The following is a 15,805-nucleotide window of genomic DNA, read 5'->3' as shown; positions in this document are numbered from 1 at the left end:
GGGAGGTTTCACCATGTCCGGCTTTCCTACCGAGCCCGCCGCGGATCTGCGGCAGATGTTCGTCGCACTGGTGAATGAGGGCTTCACCGAGCAGCAGGCGCTGGTCATCCTCGGCCAGGTCCTCGCGGCGGGCCGACCTCAGGGCGGTGTCTGATGGCCGGCCGCGGTCCGGCGCCTAAACCGGCGTCGCGGCGGGCCCGGACAAACCGGGACCCGGCCCCCCAGACCCTGCTGCGGTTCGAGCGTGCGGAGGCTCCTGGGCTTCCGGACCTCGGCGACGGGCAGGAGTGGCATCCGCGGACGGTGGCGTGGTGGGAGATGTGGGCGCGGTCGCCGCAGGCCGAGGTGATGATTGAGACGGACTGGGTGTTCCTGCTGGACACGGCGCTGATGCATCACGCGATGTGGAGCAAGGGCGCGTGGACTCTGGCAGCCGAAGTCAGGTTGAGGGTCGCCAAGTTCGGCGCGACGCCGGAGGACCGGGCGAGGTTGCGGATGGCGTTCGCCGACGCGGACGAGAAGGACGCCCGTCGCCCGGAGGCCGCTCCCTCTCGGGAGCGGTACGGAACGCTGCGGGTCCTGCCGTCGGCTGCGTCGGGCGACTGATGCCCTGGCGGCCATCCGAGCCGGGTGAGCTGCCGACGCTGGGCTTCGAAGTCCTGGACTGGATCACGGCGATGCTGGCGGCCCCGGACCGTGCAGAGTACGAGCCGTTCGTTCCCACGCGGGAGCAGGCCGAGTTCATCCTCCGCTTCTATGAGCTGGATCCGCACACGGGCAAGCGGGTCATCCGGCGCGGTGTGATCTCCCGCCCTCGCGGCTGGGGCAAGTCTCCGTTCCTGTCCTCGATCGCCTGCGCGGAGGCGCTCGGCCCGGTGCTCTTCGACGGGTGGGACGCGACCGGGCAGCCGGTCGGGAAGCCCTGGTCTACTGTCCGTACGCCGCTGGTGCAGGTCGCGGCGGTCAGTGAGAAACAGACGCAGAACTCGTGGTCACCGCTTCTGGAGATGCTCCGCGAAGGCCCCGTGGTGGACGAGTACCCGGGCCTGGACCCGATGGACTCGTTCGTCGCCCTACCGAAGGGCCGGATCGAGCCGGTGACATCGTCAGCGACGTCGATCAAAGGCAACCGTGCGGTGCACGCGATCCTCGACCAGACCGAAGAGTGGCGGCAGAGCAACGGCGGTGTGAAACTCGCCCAGCGGATGCGGGACAACGCCACGAAACTGGGCGGTTCGACGATCGAGTCGCCGAACGCGTTCACCCCAGGCGAGGATTCCGTCGCCGAGACCACGGCGGCGTTCGCCGCGGCCATCAAGGACGGCCGCGCCAAGACCAAGGGGCTGTTGTACGACCACCGCGAGGGCCCCGCGGACACCGACGTATCGGACCGGGCCTCGCTGGTCGCGGGGCTGCGGTTCGCATACGGGGACTCGTCGGACGACGCGGCCGGCTGCGTACTGCACCGGCCGCCGTGCGCTCCGGGGTGGTCACCGATCGAGGTGATCGCCGGGGACTTCTGGGATCTGTCGAACGACCCGCAGGTGATGCGGGCGGACTTCCTCAACCAGATCACGCACGCGTCCGACAGCTGGCTGACACAGCCGGAGTGGTCGGGCTGCGCGGCTCCGGACAAGACCGTCGCCGACGGCGACGTGATCACGCTGGGGTTCGACGGGTCCCGGTCGCGTGCGCGGGGTGTGGCTGACGCTACGGCCCTGGTGGCGTGCCGGGTGTCGGACGGGCACCTGTTCCAGCTCGGGGTATGGGAGGAGCCGGAAGGGCCGGCCGGGCAGGACTGGACGGTGCCGGTACCGCAGGTGCTCGCGGTCGTCGAGGAGGCTTTCGACCGGTTCACGGTGGTCGGGTTCTTCGCGGACCCCGCCCGCTGGGAGGGGCACGTCGCCGACTGGGAGGCCAAGTGGGGCGCGGGCCTGAAGGTGAAGGCGACGACGACCCATCCCATCGAGTGGTGGATGACCGGCGGCCGGTCACTGACGATCGTCCGCGCCCTGGAGAAGTTCCACTCCGCGGTGATCGAGCGGGAGCTGACACATGACGGCTCGTCCGTCCTCGCCCGGCACGCACTCAACGCACGGCGGCGGACGTCGAAGTCCGGTCTCCAGATCGCGAAGGAACATCCGGACTCACCCCGCAAGATCGACGCCATCGTCGCCGCGGTGCTCGCCTTCCAGGCCCGCTTGGACGCGGTCGCCAAGGGCGTGCTCGCGGAGCAGGAAGAAATGCTCGGCTGGACTTTCTGAGAACCAAAGACGGGGTGATCGCCGTGCTTGATCCCCACCCTGGTTCCGCGGACTGGTGGCTGCTGCGACTGTCCCGGAAGCTGGCAGCCCGACGCCGGGACCTGGACATGTGGTGGGACTGGTACACGGGCGACCACCCATTGCCGCAGGGGCCGGTCAAAGCAATCCAGGCGTACCGGGACTTCCAGAAGATGGCCCGGACGAACTTCCTGGCGTCCGTGGTCGACGCTTCGGTCTTCCGCCTGAACGCCATCGGGGTCACCGACGCCCAGGGTGTCGCCGACGATGCGGCGTGGGGCTGGTGGCAGGTCAACCACCTGGACTCGAAACAGCGCCAGGTGTACCGGACTTCGCTCGCCCTCGGCGAGGCGTACCTGTCCGTTGGTGAGCATCCTGACCATCCCGGCCGGCCGCTGATCGTGCCGGAGCACCCTCGGGAGTGCATCGTCGAGGTCGATCCGGCGACCGGTGAGCGGCTCGCGGCGTTGAAGGTCTGGTACGACGAGGTCCGGCAGGAAGCGCGCGCGACGGTGACGCTGCCCGTCGAGCGGGTGGAGTACCGCCGGCCGCAGGTGGCCCGCCGGTTCGCCCCGTCCGTGAAGTCCTGGGATCCCGGGGAGGTCATCCCGCACGGGTTCGAGCGGGTGCCGGTCGTGCCGTTCTGGTGCAGGCCGGAGCTGGGCGAGGATCCGTTGCCGGAGTTCCACCGGGGGATCCCGCTACAGCAGCGGATCAACCTCGGTGTGCTGAACCGGATGACCGCCGCACGCTATTCGGCGTTTCGTCAGCGGTATGTGACGGGTCACAAGTTCCAGACCAAGACGGTCATGACGACGGTGACGGATCCGGAGTCCGGCCTCGAGGTCGAAGTGCCGACGAAGATTCCGACCGGCAACCCGTTCGTTCCGGACCCCGCTTCGGTCTGGGTGTCGGAGGGCGAGAACGCGCACTTCGGCGAGTTCTCACAGACGGATCTTCTGGGCTACCTGAAAGCGCACGAGGCCGATGTCCGCGACCTGCTGCTGATCACCGATACGCCGACGTACTACGCGGTCACGCAGCTCATCAACATCGGTACGGACACGGTGACGGCGCTCGACGGTCACCACCTCGCCAAGGTCAAGGAGCACCAGGCCCACTTCGGCGAGCAGCTCGAGGACGTCCTGTCCCTGGCCGCTGTCGTGGCGGGGGAAGGCGGACGGGACTTCGCTTCGCATGAGATCCGCTGGGAGGACTCCCGGGCCCTGAACCCTGCGGTCATCGCTGATGCGGGGATCAAGAAACGGTCGATGGGCTATCCCCTCGAGGTGGTCGCTGAGGAGATGGGTGAGTCGCCGCAGCGGATCAAGCGGATCGTCGCGGGTCAGGCCGGGGAGATGCTGGTGGGTGCTGCGTCACTGCAGCCGGTGCAGACGGGGCCTGGTGCTGCGCGTGATGCTCTGGCGGGCAAGGCAGCGCAGCAGCAGGGTCCGCCGGCCGCAGTCGGTGTAGTGCCGTGACGACGCCGCTGGATGCGTATCTCGCGGCGACTGGGAAGCTTCGGACGAACTTCCTTCGGGCGGTTCTCGGGGCGTTCCGACAACGCAGGTCATGGGACCGGGCGGACGCTTCGGCGTTCGTCGAGCAGATCGTTCCGGTGGTCCGGGGTGCTCAGCAGCAGATGGCTGCGCTGACGGACCGGTACATCGCGGACACGGTCGGCGCGGACCCGGTGGGTGTGCGCCTGCCGGAGGATCTGCGCGGTGTCACGTCCGAGGTGGTGTACGAGCGGCCGTACATCCAGCTGTGGTCAGACCTCAAAGCGGGCAAGGAGTTCGACGCCGCGCTGAAGAGTGCGGAGCGACGCCTGGAGACCCTGGCCGCGACGGACCTGCAGCTCGCCAAGACGCACGCCTCGCAGATGGCGATCTCCGGGCAGGGCGAACGCGTCGTCGGGTACCGCCGGGTGCCGGAAGGCCCGTACTCCTGTGCGCTGTGCCTGATCGCATCCACCCAGCGGTACCACCGCCGGGACCTGATGCCGATCCATCCGGCCTGCGACTGCTCGGTCGCGCCCATCACCGGCCACGACGACCCGGGCCACATCATCGACCCCGGCCTGCTGGAACGCGTGCACGACGCCGTTGCCGCAGCCGGCCGCCAGGTCGACCGCGGCGGCCGGCAGCCGGACTACCGGTCCCTGCTGATCACTCATCAGCATGGCGAACTCGGCCCGGTCCTGGGCTGGGCCGGCCAGACCTTCACCGGCCCCGGGGACATCGCCGCCCCCTGACTTCCGCGCCCGACACGGGCACGGCACACCCGACACGGGAGACCCACATGACACGCCCCACCCTGCTTCGCCATGCTCCCGGCCACGTGCTCGGCTACCGCCGCGACGGCCGCCCGATCCTGCCGATCGCTGGCGGAGCCGAAGCGGACCCCGGCGGCGGCACACTTCCGGCCGTTGTCCCGAAGCCCGTTGAACCACCGAATCCCCCGGACCCGAAGGTCACCGACTGGCAGGCCGAGGCGGAGAAGTGGAAGGGCCTCTCGCGGAAGCACGAGGACCAGTCGAAGGCGAACGCCGCTGCCCAGCGGGAGCTGGAGGAGCTGCGGCAGAAGGGCCTGAGCGAGCAGGAACGGGCCGTCGAGGAAGCGAAGACGGCCGGCCGTACGGAGGCGTCGGTGACGTTCCGGTCGAAGATCGCCCACCACGCCGTTCTCGCCGCCGCCGCACAGGAACGGGTGACGGTCCCCGCCGCCGCGCTCGACCTCATGGACCTGTCCGCGCTCGCGGACGACCTGGGCGAGGTGGACGCCGACAAGGTGTCCGCGCTGATCGCCGGGTTCGCGCCCGCCGCTCCGGCAGACGACCGACGGCATGTGACCCCGGGCCAGGGCGCCCGCAGTTCCTCCAAGACGGACAAGGCCGCGGGCACCGAGTCCGCCGGCAGGGAGCTGTGGCTCGAACGGCACGGCAAGAAGACCTAGACAAAGGAGAAGGCATGGACCTCACCCTGAGGACCGAAACCTGGGGCCAGGAGGATCAGTCCTGGCTGGCGTCCCAGCACGGTACGGAAGCGGCGCGGAGCATCACGCTCGACGTGGCCAAGTTCGTGAAGAACACGCACTACCCCAACGGCTACTTCCCGTCCGGGCTGGCGCTCGGGCAGGTCACCGCAGGCGGGCTGTTCGGCCCGTACGACGACACAGCGGTCGACGGGCGCCAGACCCTGGTCGGGATGCTGTTCTGCACGGTCGCCTCGCCGTCGGCCACGAGCACCGGCACGAAGGTCGTCGGTGCCCTGCTGGACCACGGCAAGGTCCTCACCGCCCGCCTGCCCATCGCCGTCGACGCCGCCGGCAAGGTCGACGTCGCCGGCCGCATCCAGTTCCTCTGAGGGGAGTGACCGATCATGTATCTGAACCAGGACTACATCACCCCCGCGCAGCTCACCGGCTATGTCCGGATGGCGCTGAGGGACATGGAGATCAACCGGCTGCAGCTCGCGCAGTACCTGCCGGCCGTGATGGTGGACGACCTCGTGTACCGGTTCAACAAGGGCGGTGGCGGCCTCTTGGAGGCGGCCCCGTACCGGGCCTACGATGCCGAGGCGTCGATCTCCGGCCGTGACGGTGTCAGCCGGGTGACCGGGGAACTCCCCGCCATTTCCCGGAAGATGCGGCTGGGTGAGTACGACCGGCTGCGGCAGCGCAACGCCCCGACCGGCGACATCATCGACGCGCTGATGGCGGACGCGAGCAAGGTGGCCCGGGAGATCGCGGTGCGGGTCGAGAAGGCCCGCGCGGACGCCCTGGTCACCGGGGCGGTGACGATCGCCGAGAACGGGGTGTCCGCCACCGTCGACTTCGGGCGGAACCCGGCGCACTCGGTCGTGACCGCGACCTCGTGGGCGACGGTGGCCACCGCGACGCCGATCACCGACCTGCTGTCGTGGCGGGACACGTACGTGGCCACCAACGGGCAGGACCCCGGGGTCATTCTGACGTCCCGACGGGTGCTGGCGTTCATGCTGCGCAACGCCGAGGTGCGGGCTCTGGCTGCGACGATGGCCGGGGCTCCGGCGATCGTCTCCCAGGCGGCGCTGCAGGCCACCCTCGAGGTGCACGGCCTTCCGCCGGTCACCACGTACGACGCGCAGTACAAGGCGGGCGGGGTGGCGACCCGGTACATCCCTGATGACCGGTTGCTGTTCCTTCCGACGGATGACACCGAGCTGGGCGGCACGTTCTGGGGTCCGACCGTCGAGAGCATCGACGGTGGGTACGCGCTGGAGGAGGACGCGGGGATCGTCGCCGGGGTGTACCGGACGGATGAGACTCCGGCCCTGTGGACCAAGGCCGCAGCGGTGGTGATTCCGGTCCTGGCGAATCCGGATCTCACGTTCGTCGCCGACGTCGTCACCCCGTAGCAGAGGAGCCCGGATGAGGCTGCGTAAGCACGTGCATGTTCACGATGAGTCCGGTCGATCTTGTGTGTTCGGTCCTGATGATGTGGTTCCGGACTGGGCGAGTGCCCTGATCACGAACCCGGCGGCGTGGGCCGACGACGAAGCTGAGGCGGCCCCGGCTCCGGAGGATGTGACTCCTGTTGAGCCGCCGCGGTCGGGTCCTGGTTCCGGCAAGGACGTCTGGGCGCAGTTCGCCGTTGCCCGCGAGGTCGACGTTCCCCAGGGTGCATCCCGCGAGGAGATCGTGGCTGCGCTTGTCGCTGCTGGGGTCGTCCGGGAGGGCTGACCATGGCTGCTTTCGCGACCACGGAGGATTTCGAGGCCAGGACTGCGGTCAGTCTCGCCGGGGCGGACCGGGTCCAGGTGCAGGCACTCCTCGAGGACGCATCTGCGCTGATCCGTTCCCGTCTGCCGCGGGGTTTCGTCCCGGATGCGGATGCTGCTCGGGCGCTGACGGTGGTGGTCGCCCGGCGGGCTCGTACGAACCCGGGCGGGTACCGCAGCCGCTCGATCGGCCAGTACAGCGAGACCTTGGGTGAGGCGGGTGGTCTGTACCTGACTGACGGTGAGGTGGAGACCCTGCTCGGCGATGCGATGGGTGACGGCGATGCGGCGTACAGCGTGATCTGCGCTGACGGCCCGGCGTGGGTGCCGTCGCATGGGACCTGCTGGTGATCGGGGCGGACTTGCTGCCGCACTCGGTGCTGTGGCAGACCCCGACGATGGGCACCGACCCGTACGGCAATGATCTCCCCGGGTGGTCCACGGGTACCACGGTGCGGGCCTGGGTGCAGCAGCTCACCAGTCTGGAGATGACGCTGGGCGGGCAGAGCGCGCTGGCCACCTCCACAGCGGCCGGCCGGGACACGGTTGTGTGGGAGTGGCTGCTGGTCTGCAATGTGGACGGCATCAAGCCGGGCGACCGGATCACCTGGCGGAACGAGACATTCGAGGTGGACGGCCAGCCTGCTCCGGTTTTCGACCCGGGCGGGTTCCATCACTCCGAGATCAACATGAAGCGAGTCACCGGCTAAGCAGTCGGCGGTTGCCGCAGTCGTACCAGCGCGTCCTCCACAGCCGTGGTGACAGTGGCGAATGCGCCGTTCCCGCCGCGGTGGAACGTCACCGTGAAGTCGTCGCCCTCGATCTGGCTGACAGTGAGTCGTTGTGGATTGCGGCGGGTGGGCGCTCCGGCGCCGGGGATGGCGAAGCGGACGAATCCCCGGGTCAGGAGAGTGCCGGGTTCCACAGTTCCCTCCATTGCTGGACCGATGTGGATGGGAGGTTATCGGTGGCTGCCACTGTGAAACTAGACAATGCGGGGCTCAAGAAGTTGGCTAACTCGCAGATGATGATGATGGGCCTGGTGGTGCATGCGGACCTGTTGCAGCAGATCGCCGAGTCGATCAGTCCGGTCGGGACCCCGCCGAGGGACAAGCATCCTGGTCTGTATCGCAGGTCGTGGCGGACGCGTCAAGGTCGCTGGCACATGATTTCACCCCGGTACGGAGTCGGGTCCCGGGCCCAGGTCACCGTGCTCAATGACTCTCCGCATGCCGTTGCTGTTGAGTTCGGCAACGAGAAGATCCACGCACGGCACACCCTGCAGCGGGCCGTCGACCTGGCGAGGATCCGGTGAGAACGCGGGAGTTCGCGGACGTCGAGTTGCTGTTGACGTCGTGGCTCCGTACGCACCTGGGTGCGGAGGTCGAGCGGGTGGTGACCGACCTTCCGGCGAACCTCGCCGATGTCCTGCCGCTGGTGGCCACGGCCCGGGTCGGCGGCGGCAACGACCAGTTCCGGGACCTGCCCGTGGTCGACATCGACGTGTATGCGGCGACACGTGCTCAGGCGGTCGAACTCGCCAACCACGTACGCGACCTGATGATGCACCAGCTCCCGCGCACCGTCACCGCCATGGCGACCGTGCAGGCCGTGTCCGTGCGGGCCGGGCCCCGCAGACTTCCGTACGACAACCCGGCCATGACCCGGTACAACGCCACATACCTGATCGTCGTCGTCCCGAATCCTGCGGACTGACGCACCCGTACGACCCCGACCGCGCCCGGGGTCTCCACGTCTGGAGACACCAATGGTCGACACCCGCAATGCGGATCTGAGCTTTGCCCCAAACGACTTCCTCGTCTACCTCGCACCTGTCGGCACGGCCAAGCCGGTCGACTTCTCTGCCCTTGCGTCGCCGTGGGTGTGCGCCGGCTGGATCTCGCAGGACGGCGGCACCTGGTCGCCGTCGGAGGACCGCAAGGAGCTGGAGGCGGCAGGGTCGATCGCCCCGATCGCCTCGAAGATCGTCAAGGCCAACCGGACGATGAAGTTCACGGTAGACGAGTCGATGTCGCCGCTGGTCAGGGCGCTGTATGACAACGTGGCCCTCACATCCGTCGCCCCCGGTGTGGGCGGCATCGCGACCTGGGACCTCCCCGACCGGCCGACGCGCAGGCTGTACGCCTGGGTGTTCATCGCCGACGACGGCAACAAGAAAGTCATGTACTACCTGCCCAACGGCGAGATCACCGACCGGGGTGACGACAAGACCGGCACGTCCGACTACGCGACGCTGGACTTCACGGTCACCGCGTACCCGGGCCCTGGCGGAACCGCGTCCGTCAGCAAGCTGGCCAACTACGGCTCGGCGGACATCAGCGCGTTCTTCAGCGCCGAGGTCCAGACGGTCACCATCACAGGCACCCCGACAGCTGGCACTTTCACCTTGACCTGCGGTGCGCAGACCACCGCCGCGATCCCCTACAACGCGACACCGGCGCAGGTCACGGCCGCGCTCGTGGCCCTGTCGACCATCGGAGCGGGCAACGTCGTCTGCACCGGCGGGCCGCTGCCGACCACGATGGTCACCGCCACGTTCCGGGGTTCCCTCGGCAACGTCGTGCAGATGACCGGCGCCGGTTCCTTCACCGGCGGCACGACCCCGGCGGTCGTGTGCGCCACCACGGCCGGCGGCGGGACGCCGGTCCTGTAGACGGGTGTGCGGGTCGTACCTGGCGCGGACGCGGCCCGCACACCTCACTCCCAAAAATCCGCGCCCTACGTATAAGGAGTCCGCGCATGGATGCGATCGAAGGACGGGTCATCGACCCGCATGAAGACGGCATCCTCGATCTGGATGTCTGGCTGCACGAAGCAGCCGACGAAGCACGGCCGTTCACCTTCACGGTGGGCGGCGAGCTGTACAGCCTCCAGTCGCCGGAGGACTTCGACTGGCAGGAGACGTCCCGCTCCTCCGCCGATCCGAACGGCGGCGACATGCGGCCGTTCGTCGCCATGCTCCTGGGCGACGAGCAGTACGCACTGTTCTGCACGAACCGGCTGCCGAACAAGGCGATCGCGAAGATCGTTGAGGACTGGCAGGAGCACCACGGGATCTCTGCCCCGGAATCGCGGGCCTCGCGTCGTGCCTCCGAGCGCACGGCGAAGCGATCGAGGCCGACCTCCAAGCGCACTACCAGGTAGACATCCGGGACCTGTTCCGCCCAGGGCGGTGTCTGACGTGGCGTCGGCTGCGGGTGCTGCTCAACGCGCTGCCCATGGAGTCCGGCTATCAGACGGCCCTTCGCAACTCCATCCCTGTCACAGAGCTGGAACAGCTCGGCAAGGGTGCGAAACCCGAGGAGGGCCGCTGGTCCCAGGTCGAGATGCTGCTCGCGCAGCTCGCGGACCTGATCGCCCAGGGCACCGCAGTCGCCATCGCGGCGGCCGGAGGCAAGGCCGATCCCCCGCCGCCGATCCGCCGTCCCGGTGTCGTCCCCTCTGGTGCTCGACGTTCCACCGAGCTGTCGGACGAAGAGCAAGAACGACGCGACGCGATCCGTGCCCGCTACGAGCCCGCCCCACCTGGCGGTCTCCCGATGTAGAGGGGGGTGGGCGCATGGCGGGCACGCTCATCTCCATCGGCAGTGTCGGCGTCGATGTCGTCCCGAACATGAACGGCATCTACGCGCGCATGGCCTCCCAGATCATTCCTGCGGCGACGCGGGTCGGGCAGGAGGCCGGGGACGAGATCGGCCGCCGGATGCAGCGCGGCATCGCGGCCGGGATCCGGGACGGGATGCGGCTGGGCGGGACAAGCGCCAGGGCGCAGGCCACGCGGGACGGCGACCAGGCGGGCGGCGCTTTCGGCCGGGCGATGAAGACCCGCCTGGAGGCGGCGCTCCGCAGCCTGCCGGACATCACCGTCGGCGCGAGCACGACGGAAGCTGACGCTGATATCCAGGCGCTTCGGGTGCGTCTGGAGACGTTGCGGGACCAGCGGATCGGGATCACGATCGACGCTGAGGCCGCGCGCATTGAGGCCGCTGATATTGAAGAACAGTTGCGGCGGCTCGGCAGTGCGCACCCGAACGTGCAGGTGCGGGTCGACACGGCGCAGGCCCGTGCGGCTCTGGCGGAGTTTCAGGCGGAGATCGAGCGTCTCTCCCGGTCGTCGGCCTCCCCGCGGATCGAGGTGGAGGGCGGTTTCGCGCAGCGGCTGAGGGCTGCTGTAGAGGCGGCACAGGCCCAGCTGCCCGTCATCAACATCGACGCCAGTACCGACCAGGCGACGGCCGATATCCAGTCCCTACGCGGACAGTTGGAACAGCTGCGTACGCAGCGCGTCGGCATCGACATTGACGCGGGCTCGGCGATCGCACGGATCGACGAGATCCGGATCCGGCTGGACCGGCTGGCCGCATCCTCGGCGACGGTGGACGTCCGGGTGGATGCTGCTGCGGCGTCGGCTCAGCTGATGGCCATCAACGCCCAGGTCAGTGCGCTGGACGCACGGCGGATCAACATCAACGGTGGGCCTGCGACCGGCGGGATCTTGGCGCTCGCTGCCGCCCTCGGGATGATCGTGGTGCCTCCGGCGATCGGTGTCCTGGCGGCCGGCCTGGGTGCGGTGCTGGCTGCCGCGACGGCGGCTGCGGTCGGCCTGGGCGCTCTGGCGCTGGTGGCCGTCCCCGCGATCGGCAAGATCAGTGCGGCGATGCAGGCGCAGAAGGCATCGACCGAAGCCGCAGCGACCGCCAGCGACAAGGCCGGTAAGAGCGGCGCTCAGCAGGCGGTGCAGGCCGCTCAGCAGGCCCTGAGCATGCAGGGTGCCCAGCAGGCCCTGACGGCCGCGTACCGGCAGGCCGGTCAGCAGCGTGAGCAGGCGTTGCAGCAGGTGACGCAGGCTGAGCAGGGCGTCGCGGATGCCCGTCAGCAGGCGGCGGACCGGTCGGCTCAGGCGGTCGCCAAGGTGGGTGAAGCCGAGCGGAAGTTGGCATCGGCTCAAGAGGATGCGCGGATCGCGCAGGTGGATCTGACGCAGGCGCGTAAAGACGCCACGCAGCAGCTCCAGGACCTGAATGACCGTCTGGCCGGGTCGGCCCTCGACCAGCGGTCGGCGACGCTGCGGGTACGGCAGGCCCAGCTCGACCTGAACAAGACCCTGGCCGACCCTGCCGCGTCGCAGCTTCAGCGGGATCAGGCACAGCTGACCTACGACGAGGCTGTGCAGCATCTGAAAGACCAGTCGAAGGAGAACGGACGGCTCAAGGACCAGGTCGCCGCAGCGAACCGCGCGGGTGTCGACGGCGCGGCTGTGGTGACGCAGGCTCAAAAACGCCTGACGGACGCGCAGCTGAAAGTCGGCGACGCAGGCAAGGGTGTGACGCAGGCTCAGGCCGATGCTGCGCGGGCCCAGGTCGACGGGGCGAAGTCGATTGCGAAAGCGCAGGCACAGGTCGCGGATGCTCAGCGGCATGTCGCCGAGGTGTCGGTGCAGGCTGCGGATCAGATCGCGTCGGCTCAGCGGGGTATCCAGTCGGCTCAGCTGTCGGTGGCTGCGGCGGCGCAGTCGGCTGCGGGTGGGACGGATGCTGCGGCGACGGCGGCGAAGAAGTATGCGGACGCTCTCGCGGCGATGAATCCGGCGACGCGCGGTACGTACGACGCGGTGCTGCGGCTGAAGACGGCGTTCAAGGCGTGGTCGGATTCCTTGTCACCTGCTGTGATGCCGCTTTTCACCAGGTTCATTGACGGTCTGACGGGGACGTTGCCGACGCTGACGCCGATGGTTCTGGGTGCGGCAACAGCTGTCGGCGGTCTGATGGACCGGGCGTCGGCGAGTTTGAAGTCGCCGTTCTGGGTGGCGTGGAAGGCGGATCTGACGGCGGCTATTCCGGCGGCGATCACCGGGGTCGGTGTTTCTTTCGGGAATATCCTCAGGGGGATGGCGGGGATTGTCGGGGCGTTTCTTCCGCATATGGATTCGATTTCTTCCCGGATGCAGTTGATCACTGGAAGGTTTGCGGACTGGGGCGCGAGACTCAAGGGTTCGCCTGAGTTTGAGACGTTCCTCTCTAACGCTGCGAAGAATGCGCCACTGCTCGGTGATGCCCTGTCCGCTCTGGGGCGGGCGTTCGTTGACGTGTCGAATGCGTTGGAGCCGTTCCGGGGGCCGACGCTGGAGGTCATCAAGGACATCGGCAAAACTATTTCCTTTATCGCGGAGCATGCGCCGTGGGCTGTTCAGGGCCTCGTCCTGCTGGGTTTTGCCTTGAAGGTTTTCAGTTTCGGGCTGATGTTGGCGAGCGCTGCGATGCGGGTCTGGAATGCCGCACTGGCGATTTCGGCGGCCCTCCAACTGCTGAATCCCTTCGCGTGGGTGGTCATCGCGGTGGTGGCGATCGTCGCAGCGATTGCGCTGCTCGTCGTGTACTGGGATGACATCTGGCCGAAGATCGTTCAGGGTGCGAAATGGGTCGGCGACCAGTTCGCTTGGCTGTGGCAGAACGCCATTAAGCCTGCCTTCGACGGGATCGCCGCCGGGGCCGTCTGGCTCTGGGAGACGATCCTGAAGCCGGTTTTTGATGCGATTGCTTTTGCTGCGGCGATTCTTGCGGCGATTATCCTGACGATTCTTGTCGCGCCGATCGTGATCGGCTGGATGATTCTTTCCACTGCGGCGATGGCTTTGTGGACTTACGCTATCCAGCCGGTGTTCGGGTGGATCGGCGGGGCTGCTGTCTGGCTCTGGGAGAACGCGCTCAAGCCCGCTTTCGATGGCATCTGGGGCGGCCTGCAATGGGTCGGCGACAAGGTAATGTGGTTCTGGTCGAACGTGATCAGTCCGGTGTTCGGGTGGATCGGCGGAGCGGCTTCATGGCTTTGGTCGAATGCGATCAAGCCCGCCACGGAGGGGATCTGGGGCGCTCTCCAGTGGATCGGCGATAAAGCCGGTTGGCTGTGGACGAATGCCATTCAGCCGCCGATCGGCTGGATCGTCGGCGGGTTCAAGGAGCTGGCCAGCTGGGCGACGTGGCTGTACGACAACGGAATAAAACCGGCCTTCGACTGGATCGCCTCGAAGGTCGACACCGTCATGAGCGGGATGACGAAGGCGTTCGATTTGGCGAAGCAGGGAATCGGCCTTGTCTGGGATGGCGTCAAGGAGGTTTCCGCTGCCCCTATCCGCTGGGTGATCGACAAGGTGTACACGCACGGCATCAAGGCCGTGTGGGACAAGGTCGCCGGAGTGGTCGGGCTTCCCGAGATGCCGGAGGTCCCTGCTTTTGCGACGGGCGGCATCTACCCCGGGTACACGCCGGGGCGGGACGTCGGGATGGCGTACGTGTCCGGCGGCGAGGCCATCATGCGGCCGGAGTGGACCCGGGCGGTCGGGTCGGACTACGTGCACGCGGCGAATGCCGCCGCCCGCACGGGCGGCGCGTCCGGTGTCCAGTCGTTCCTCGGCGCGTCCGGCACTCCGTACCTGGGGGCGTTCGGCTGGGGCGGGATCATCGGCCGGGCGGTGGATACCGCCGTCGGTGCGGTGAAGCGGATCCCGGGCGCCGGCGCCGCGTTGGACTGGGCGAAGGGCCTCGCGCGGGGCGCTGCCGCGAAGGTCGCCGAGGTGGGGCTGACGCCCATCCGGAAAATGATCAACGCGGTTCCCGGTGACGGGAATTGGATCAAAGCGGCGAAGGGGATTCCCCTTCACCTCATCGACTCCATCATCGACAAGATCAAGGGTGAGGACGCGAAGTACGCCGGCGGCCCGGCGGTACAGCGCGCCCTGGAGTGGGCGCAGTCGCAGGCCGGGAAGCCCTACCAGTGGGGCGGCGGCGGCAATCCGAGCTGGGACTGCTCCGGGTTCATGGCCGGAATTCAGAAAACAATCATGGGGCAGCCGCCGGGGCGGCTGTGGACGACCTTCGATTTCGCCGGATCCCGGGCGCCGGAGGGCTGGAAACAGAATTCCGACGCGCCGTTCCGCGTCGGCGTGACCAACAACGGCGTCGGCCACATGGCGGGCACCCTGGGCGGAGTCAATGTGGAATCCAGGGGCGGCGACGGCGTGGTGGTCGGGTCGCGGGCCCGGGGCTGGAACGACGCCCTCTTCCCGGCGAACTACGGCTACGAGCCCAGCCGGGGTGGTGGGGGCGGACCGGTACCGACCGGACAACTCCTGGCGTGGATCGACGCAGCTCTCGCCGCGACGCACACGCCCCCGCCGGGGACGCTCGACTCCTGGCGGTCCGGAATGGCAACGCTGATCGGCAGGGAGAGCGGAGGCAATCCGCAGGCCATCAACCTTTCGGACTCCAACGCCGCGGCGGGCACACCGAGCAAGGGCCTAGCGCAGGTGATCGATCCGACGTTCAGGATCTATCACGCGGCGGGTACGAGCTGGGACCCCTTTGAGCCGGTAGCCAATATCGCGGCCTCGATCAACTACATCCGCGGCCGGTACGGCAGCATCACGGACGTCCAGCAGGCCGACCCTTCGAAGCCACCGCGGGGGTACGCATCCGGTGGGATCATCCCGCGTCTGTACGACCAGGGCGGTCCGCTGCCTCCCGGCCTGACGCTGGCGCTCAACAACAGCGGCAGGTCGGAGCAGGTGCTGACGGGGGCGCAGTGGTCGTCGGTGCAGCAGATGGCGGGCAACCGGCAGCAAGGGCCTGGGGATCTCCACGTCCGCGTGTACGTCGGCGACCGGGAGATCACCGACATCGTCCGCACCGAAGTGACTGCCCGTGATAGCGCCTCCGAGCAGCAGCTCACAGCGGGAAGGAGGTAACC

Annotated in this window: 18 protein-coding genes; 17 read left to right on the top strand and 1 reads right to left on the bottom strand. The window is 68.2% G+C overall.

Going from position 1 to position 15,805, the window contains the following annotated elements; translation table 11 throughout:
* Positions 1 to 13 precede the first annotated feature (13 nt).
* The 11 genes from AC0Z36_RS03000 to AC0Z36_RS02950 all read left to right on the top strand — a co-directional run bounded on the left by AC0Z36_RS03000 (position 14) and on the right by AC0Z36_RS02950 (position 7,752).
* Complete coding sequence (locus tag AC0Z36_RS03000; RefSeq protein ID WP_485461060.1) at positions 14 to 154, top strand: hypothetical protein; 141 nt, start codon at positions 14 to 16, stop codon at positions 152 to 154.
* Positions 154 to 606, top strand: a complete 453-nt coding sequence (locus tag AC0Z36_RS02995) for a phage terminase small subunit (protein ID WP_485461059.1) — start codon at positions 154 to 156, stop codon at positions 604 to 606. Before AC0Z36_RS03000 ends, AC0Z36_RS02995 begins: the two co-directional genes overlap by 1 nt.
* Positions 606 to 2,264: a terminase gene (locus AC0Z36_RS02990; RefSeq protein WP_485461058.1), complete on the top strand. Its 1,659-nt coding sequence runs from the start codon at positions 606 to 608 to the stop codon at positions 2,262 to 2,264. Before AC0Z36_RS02995 ends, AC0Z36_RS02990 begins: the two co-directional genes overlap by 1 nt.
* A gap of 23 nt (positions 2,265 to 2,287) precedes the next feature.
* Positions 2,288 to 3,763, top strand: a complete 1,476-nt coding sequence (locus tag AC0Z36_RS02985; RefSeq protein ID WP_485461057.1) for a phage portal protein — start codon at positions 2,288 to 2,290, stop codon at positions 3,761 to 3,763.
* The gene (locus tag AC0Z36_RS02980; protein WP_485461056.1) at positions 3,760 to 4,536 is read left to right on the top strand and encodes a VG15 protein; all 777 of its coding nucleotides are present in this window, start codon (positions 3,760 to 3,762) and stop codon (positions 4,534 to 4,536) included. Before AC0Z36_RS02985 ends, AC0Z36_RS02980 begins: the two co-directional genes overlap by 4 nt.
* A 47-nt stretch (positions 4,537 to 4,583) precedes the next feature.
* Positions 4,584 to 5,237, top strand: coding sequence for a hypothetical protein (locus AC0Z36_RS02975; protein ID WP_485461055.1), 654 nt, complete (start codon positions 4,584 to 4,586; stop codon positions 5,235 to 5,237).
* Positions 5,238 to 5,251: 14 nt separating this feature from the next.
* Positions 5,252 to 5,647, top strand: a complete 396-nt coding sequence (locus AC0Z36_RS02970) for a head decoration protein (RefSeq protein ID WP_485461054.1) — start codon at positions 5,252 to 5,254, stop codon at positions 5,645 to 5,647.
* Positions 5,648 to 5,662: 15 nt separating this feature from the next.
* Entirely contained in the window at positions 5,663 to 6,679 is a 1,017-nt protein-coding gene (locus AC0Z36_RS02965; protein WP_485461053.1) for a major capsid protein, read from the top strand.
* A 64-nt stretch (positions 6,680 to 6,743) separates the two neighbouring features.
* On the top strand, positions 6,744 to 7,004 hold the full coding sequence (locus AC0Z36_RS02960) for a hypothetical protein (RefSeq protein WP_485461052.1): 261 nt from the start codon (positions 6,744 to 6,746) through the stop codon (positions 7,002 to 7,004).
* Positions 7,005 to 7,006: 2 nt separating this feature from the next.
* A complete protein-coding gene (locus tag AC0Z36_RS02955; protein ID WP_485461051.1) occupies positions 7,007 to 7,393 on the top strand; it encodes a hypothetical protein in 387 nt (128 codons plus the stop codon).
* On the top strand, positions 7,363 to 7,752 hold the full coding sequence (locus AC0Z36_RS02950; RefSeq protein WP_485461050.1) for a head-tail adaptor protein: 390 nt from the start codon (positions 7,363 to 7,365) through the stop codon (positions 7,750 to 7,752). The genes AC0Z36_RS02955 and AC0Z36_RS02950 overlap by 31 nt, the downstream gene beginning before the upstream one ends.
* Here AC0Z36_RS02950 and AC0Z36_RS02945 read toward each other — a convergent pair.
* The gene (locus tag AC0Z36_RS02945; RefSeq protein ID WP_485461049.1) at positions 7,749 to 7,967 is read right to left on the bottom strand and encodes a hypothetical protein; all 219 of its coding nucleotides are present in this window, start codon (positions 7,965 to 7,967) and stop codon (positions 7,749 to 7,751) included. The genes AC0Z36_RS02950 and AC0Z36_RS02945 overlap by 4 nt on opposite strands.
* A gap of 42 nt (positions 7,968 to 8,009) precedes the next feature.
* Between AC0Z36_RS02945 and AC0Z36_RS02940 the strand changes: the two genes are divergently transcribed.
* The 6 genes from AC0Z36_RS02940 to AC0Z36_RS02915 all read left to right on the top strand — a co-directional run bounded on the left by AC0Z36_RS02940 (position 8,010) and on the right by AC0Z36_RS02915 (position 15,803).
* Positions 8,010 to 8,357: an HK97 gp10 family phage protein gene (locus tag AC0Z36_RS02940; protein WP_485461048.1), complete on the top strand. Its 348-nt coding sequence runs from the start codon at positions 8,010 to 8,012 to the stop codon at positions 8,355 to 8,357.
* Positions 8,354 to 8,758: a phage tail termination protein gene (locus tag AC0Z36_RS02935; protein WP_485461047.1), complete on the top strand. Its 405-nt coding sequence runs from the start codon at positions 8,354 to 8,356 to the stop codon at positions 8,756 to 8,758. Before AC0Z36_RS02940 ends, AC0Z36_RS02935 begins: the two co-directional genes overlap by 4 nt.
* Positions 8,759 to 8,810: 52 nt before the next feature.
* Positions 8,811 to 9,716, top strand: coding sequence for a phage tail tube protein (locus tag AC0Z36_RS02930; RefSeq protein WP_485461046.1), 906 nt, complete (start codon positions 8,811 to 8,813; stop codon positions 9,714 to 9,716).
* An 86-nt stretch (positions 9,717 to 9,802) separates the two neighbouring features.
* The gene (locus tag AC0Z36_RS02925; RefSeq protein ID WP_485461045.1) at positions 9,803 to 10,207 is read left to right on the top strand and encodes a hypothetical protein; all 405 of its coding nucleotides are present in this window, start codon (positions 9,803 to 9,805) and stop codon (positions 10,205 to 10,207) included.
* A gap of 53 nt (positions 10,208 to 10,260) precedes the next feature.
* Positions 10,261 to 10,608 carry a hypothetical protein gene (locus AC0Z36_RS02920; RefSeq protein ID WP_485461044.1) on the top strand — a complete coding sequence of 116 codons (348 nt, stop codon included), beginning with the start codon at positions 10,261 to 10,263 and terminating at the stop codon, positions 10,606 to 10,608.
* Positions 10,609 to 10,622: 14 nt separating this feature from the next.
* Positions 10,623 to 15,803 carry a hypothetical protein gene (locus AC0Z36_RS02915; RefSeq protein ID WP_485461043.1) on the top strand — a complete coding sequence of 1,727 codons (5,181 nt, stop codon included), beginning with the start codon at positions 10,623 to 10,625 and terminating at the stop codon, positions 15,801 to 15,803.
* Positions 15,804 to 15,805 lie beyond the last annotated feature (2 nt).

It is taken from the genome of Kitasatospora sp. UYEF31 (assembly GCF_057291755.1).
The sequence above is the reverse complement of the archived record's forward strand: the minus strand, read 5'-3'. Positions and strand labels throughout refer to the sequence as shown.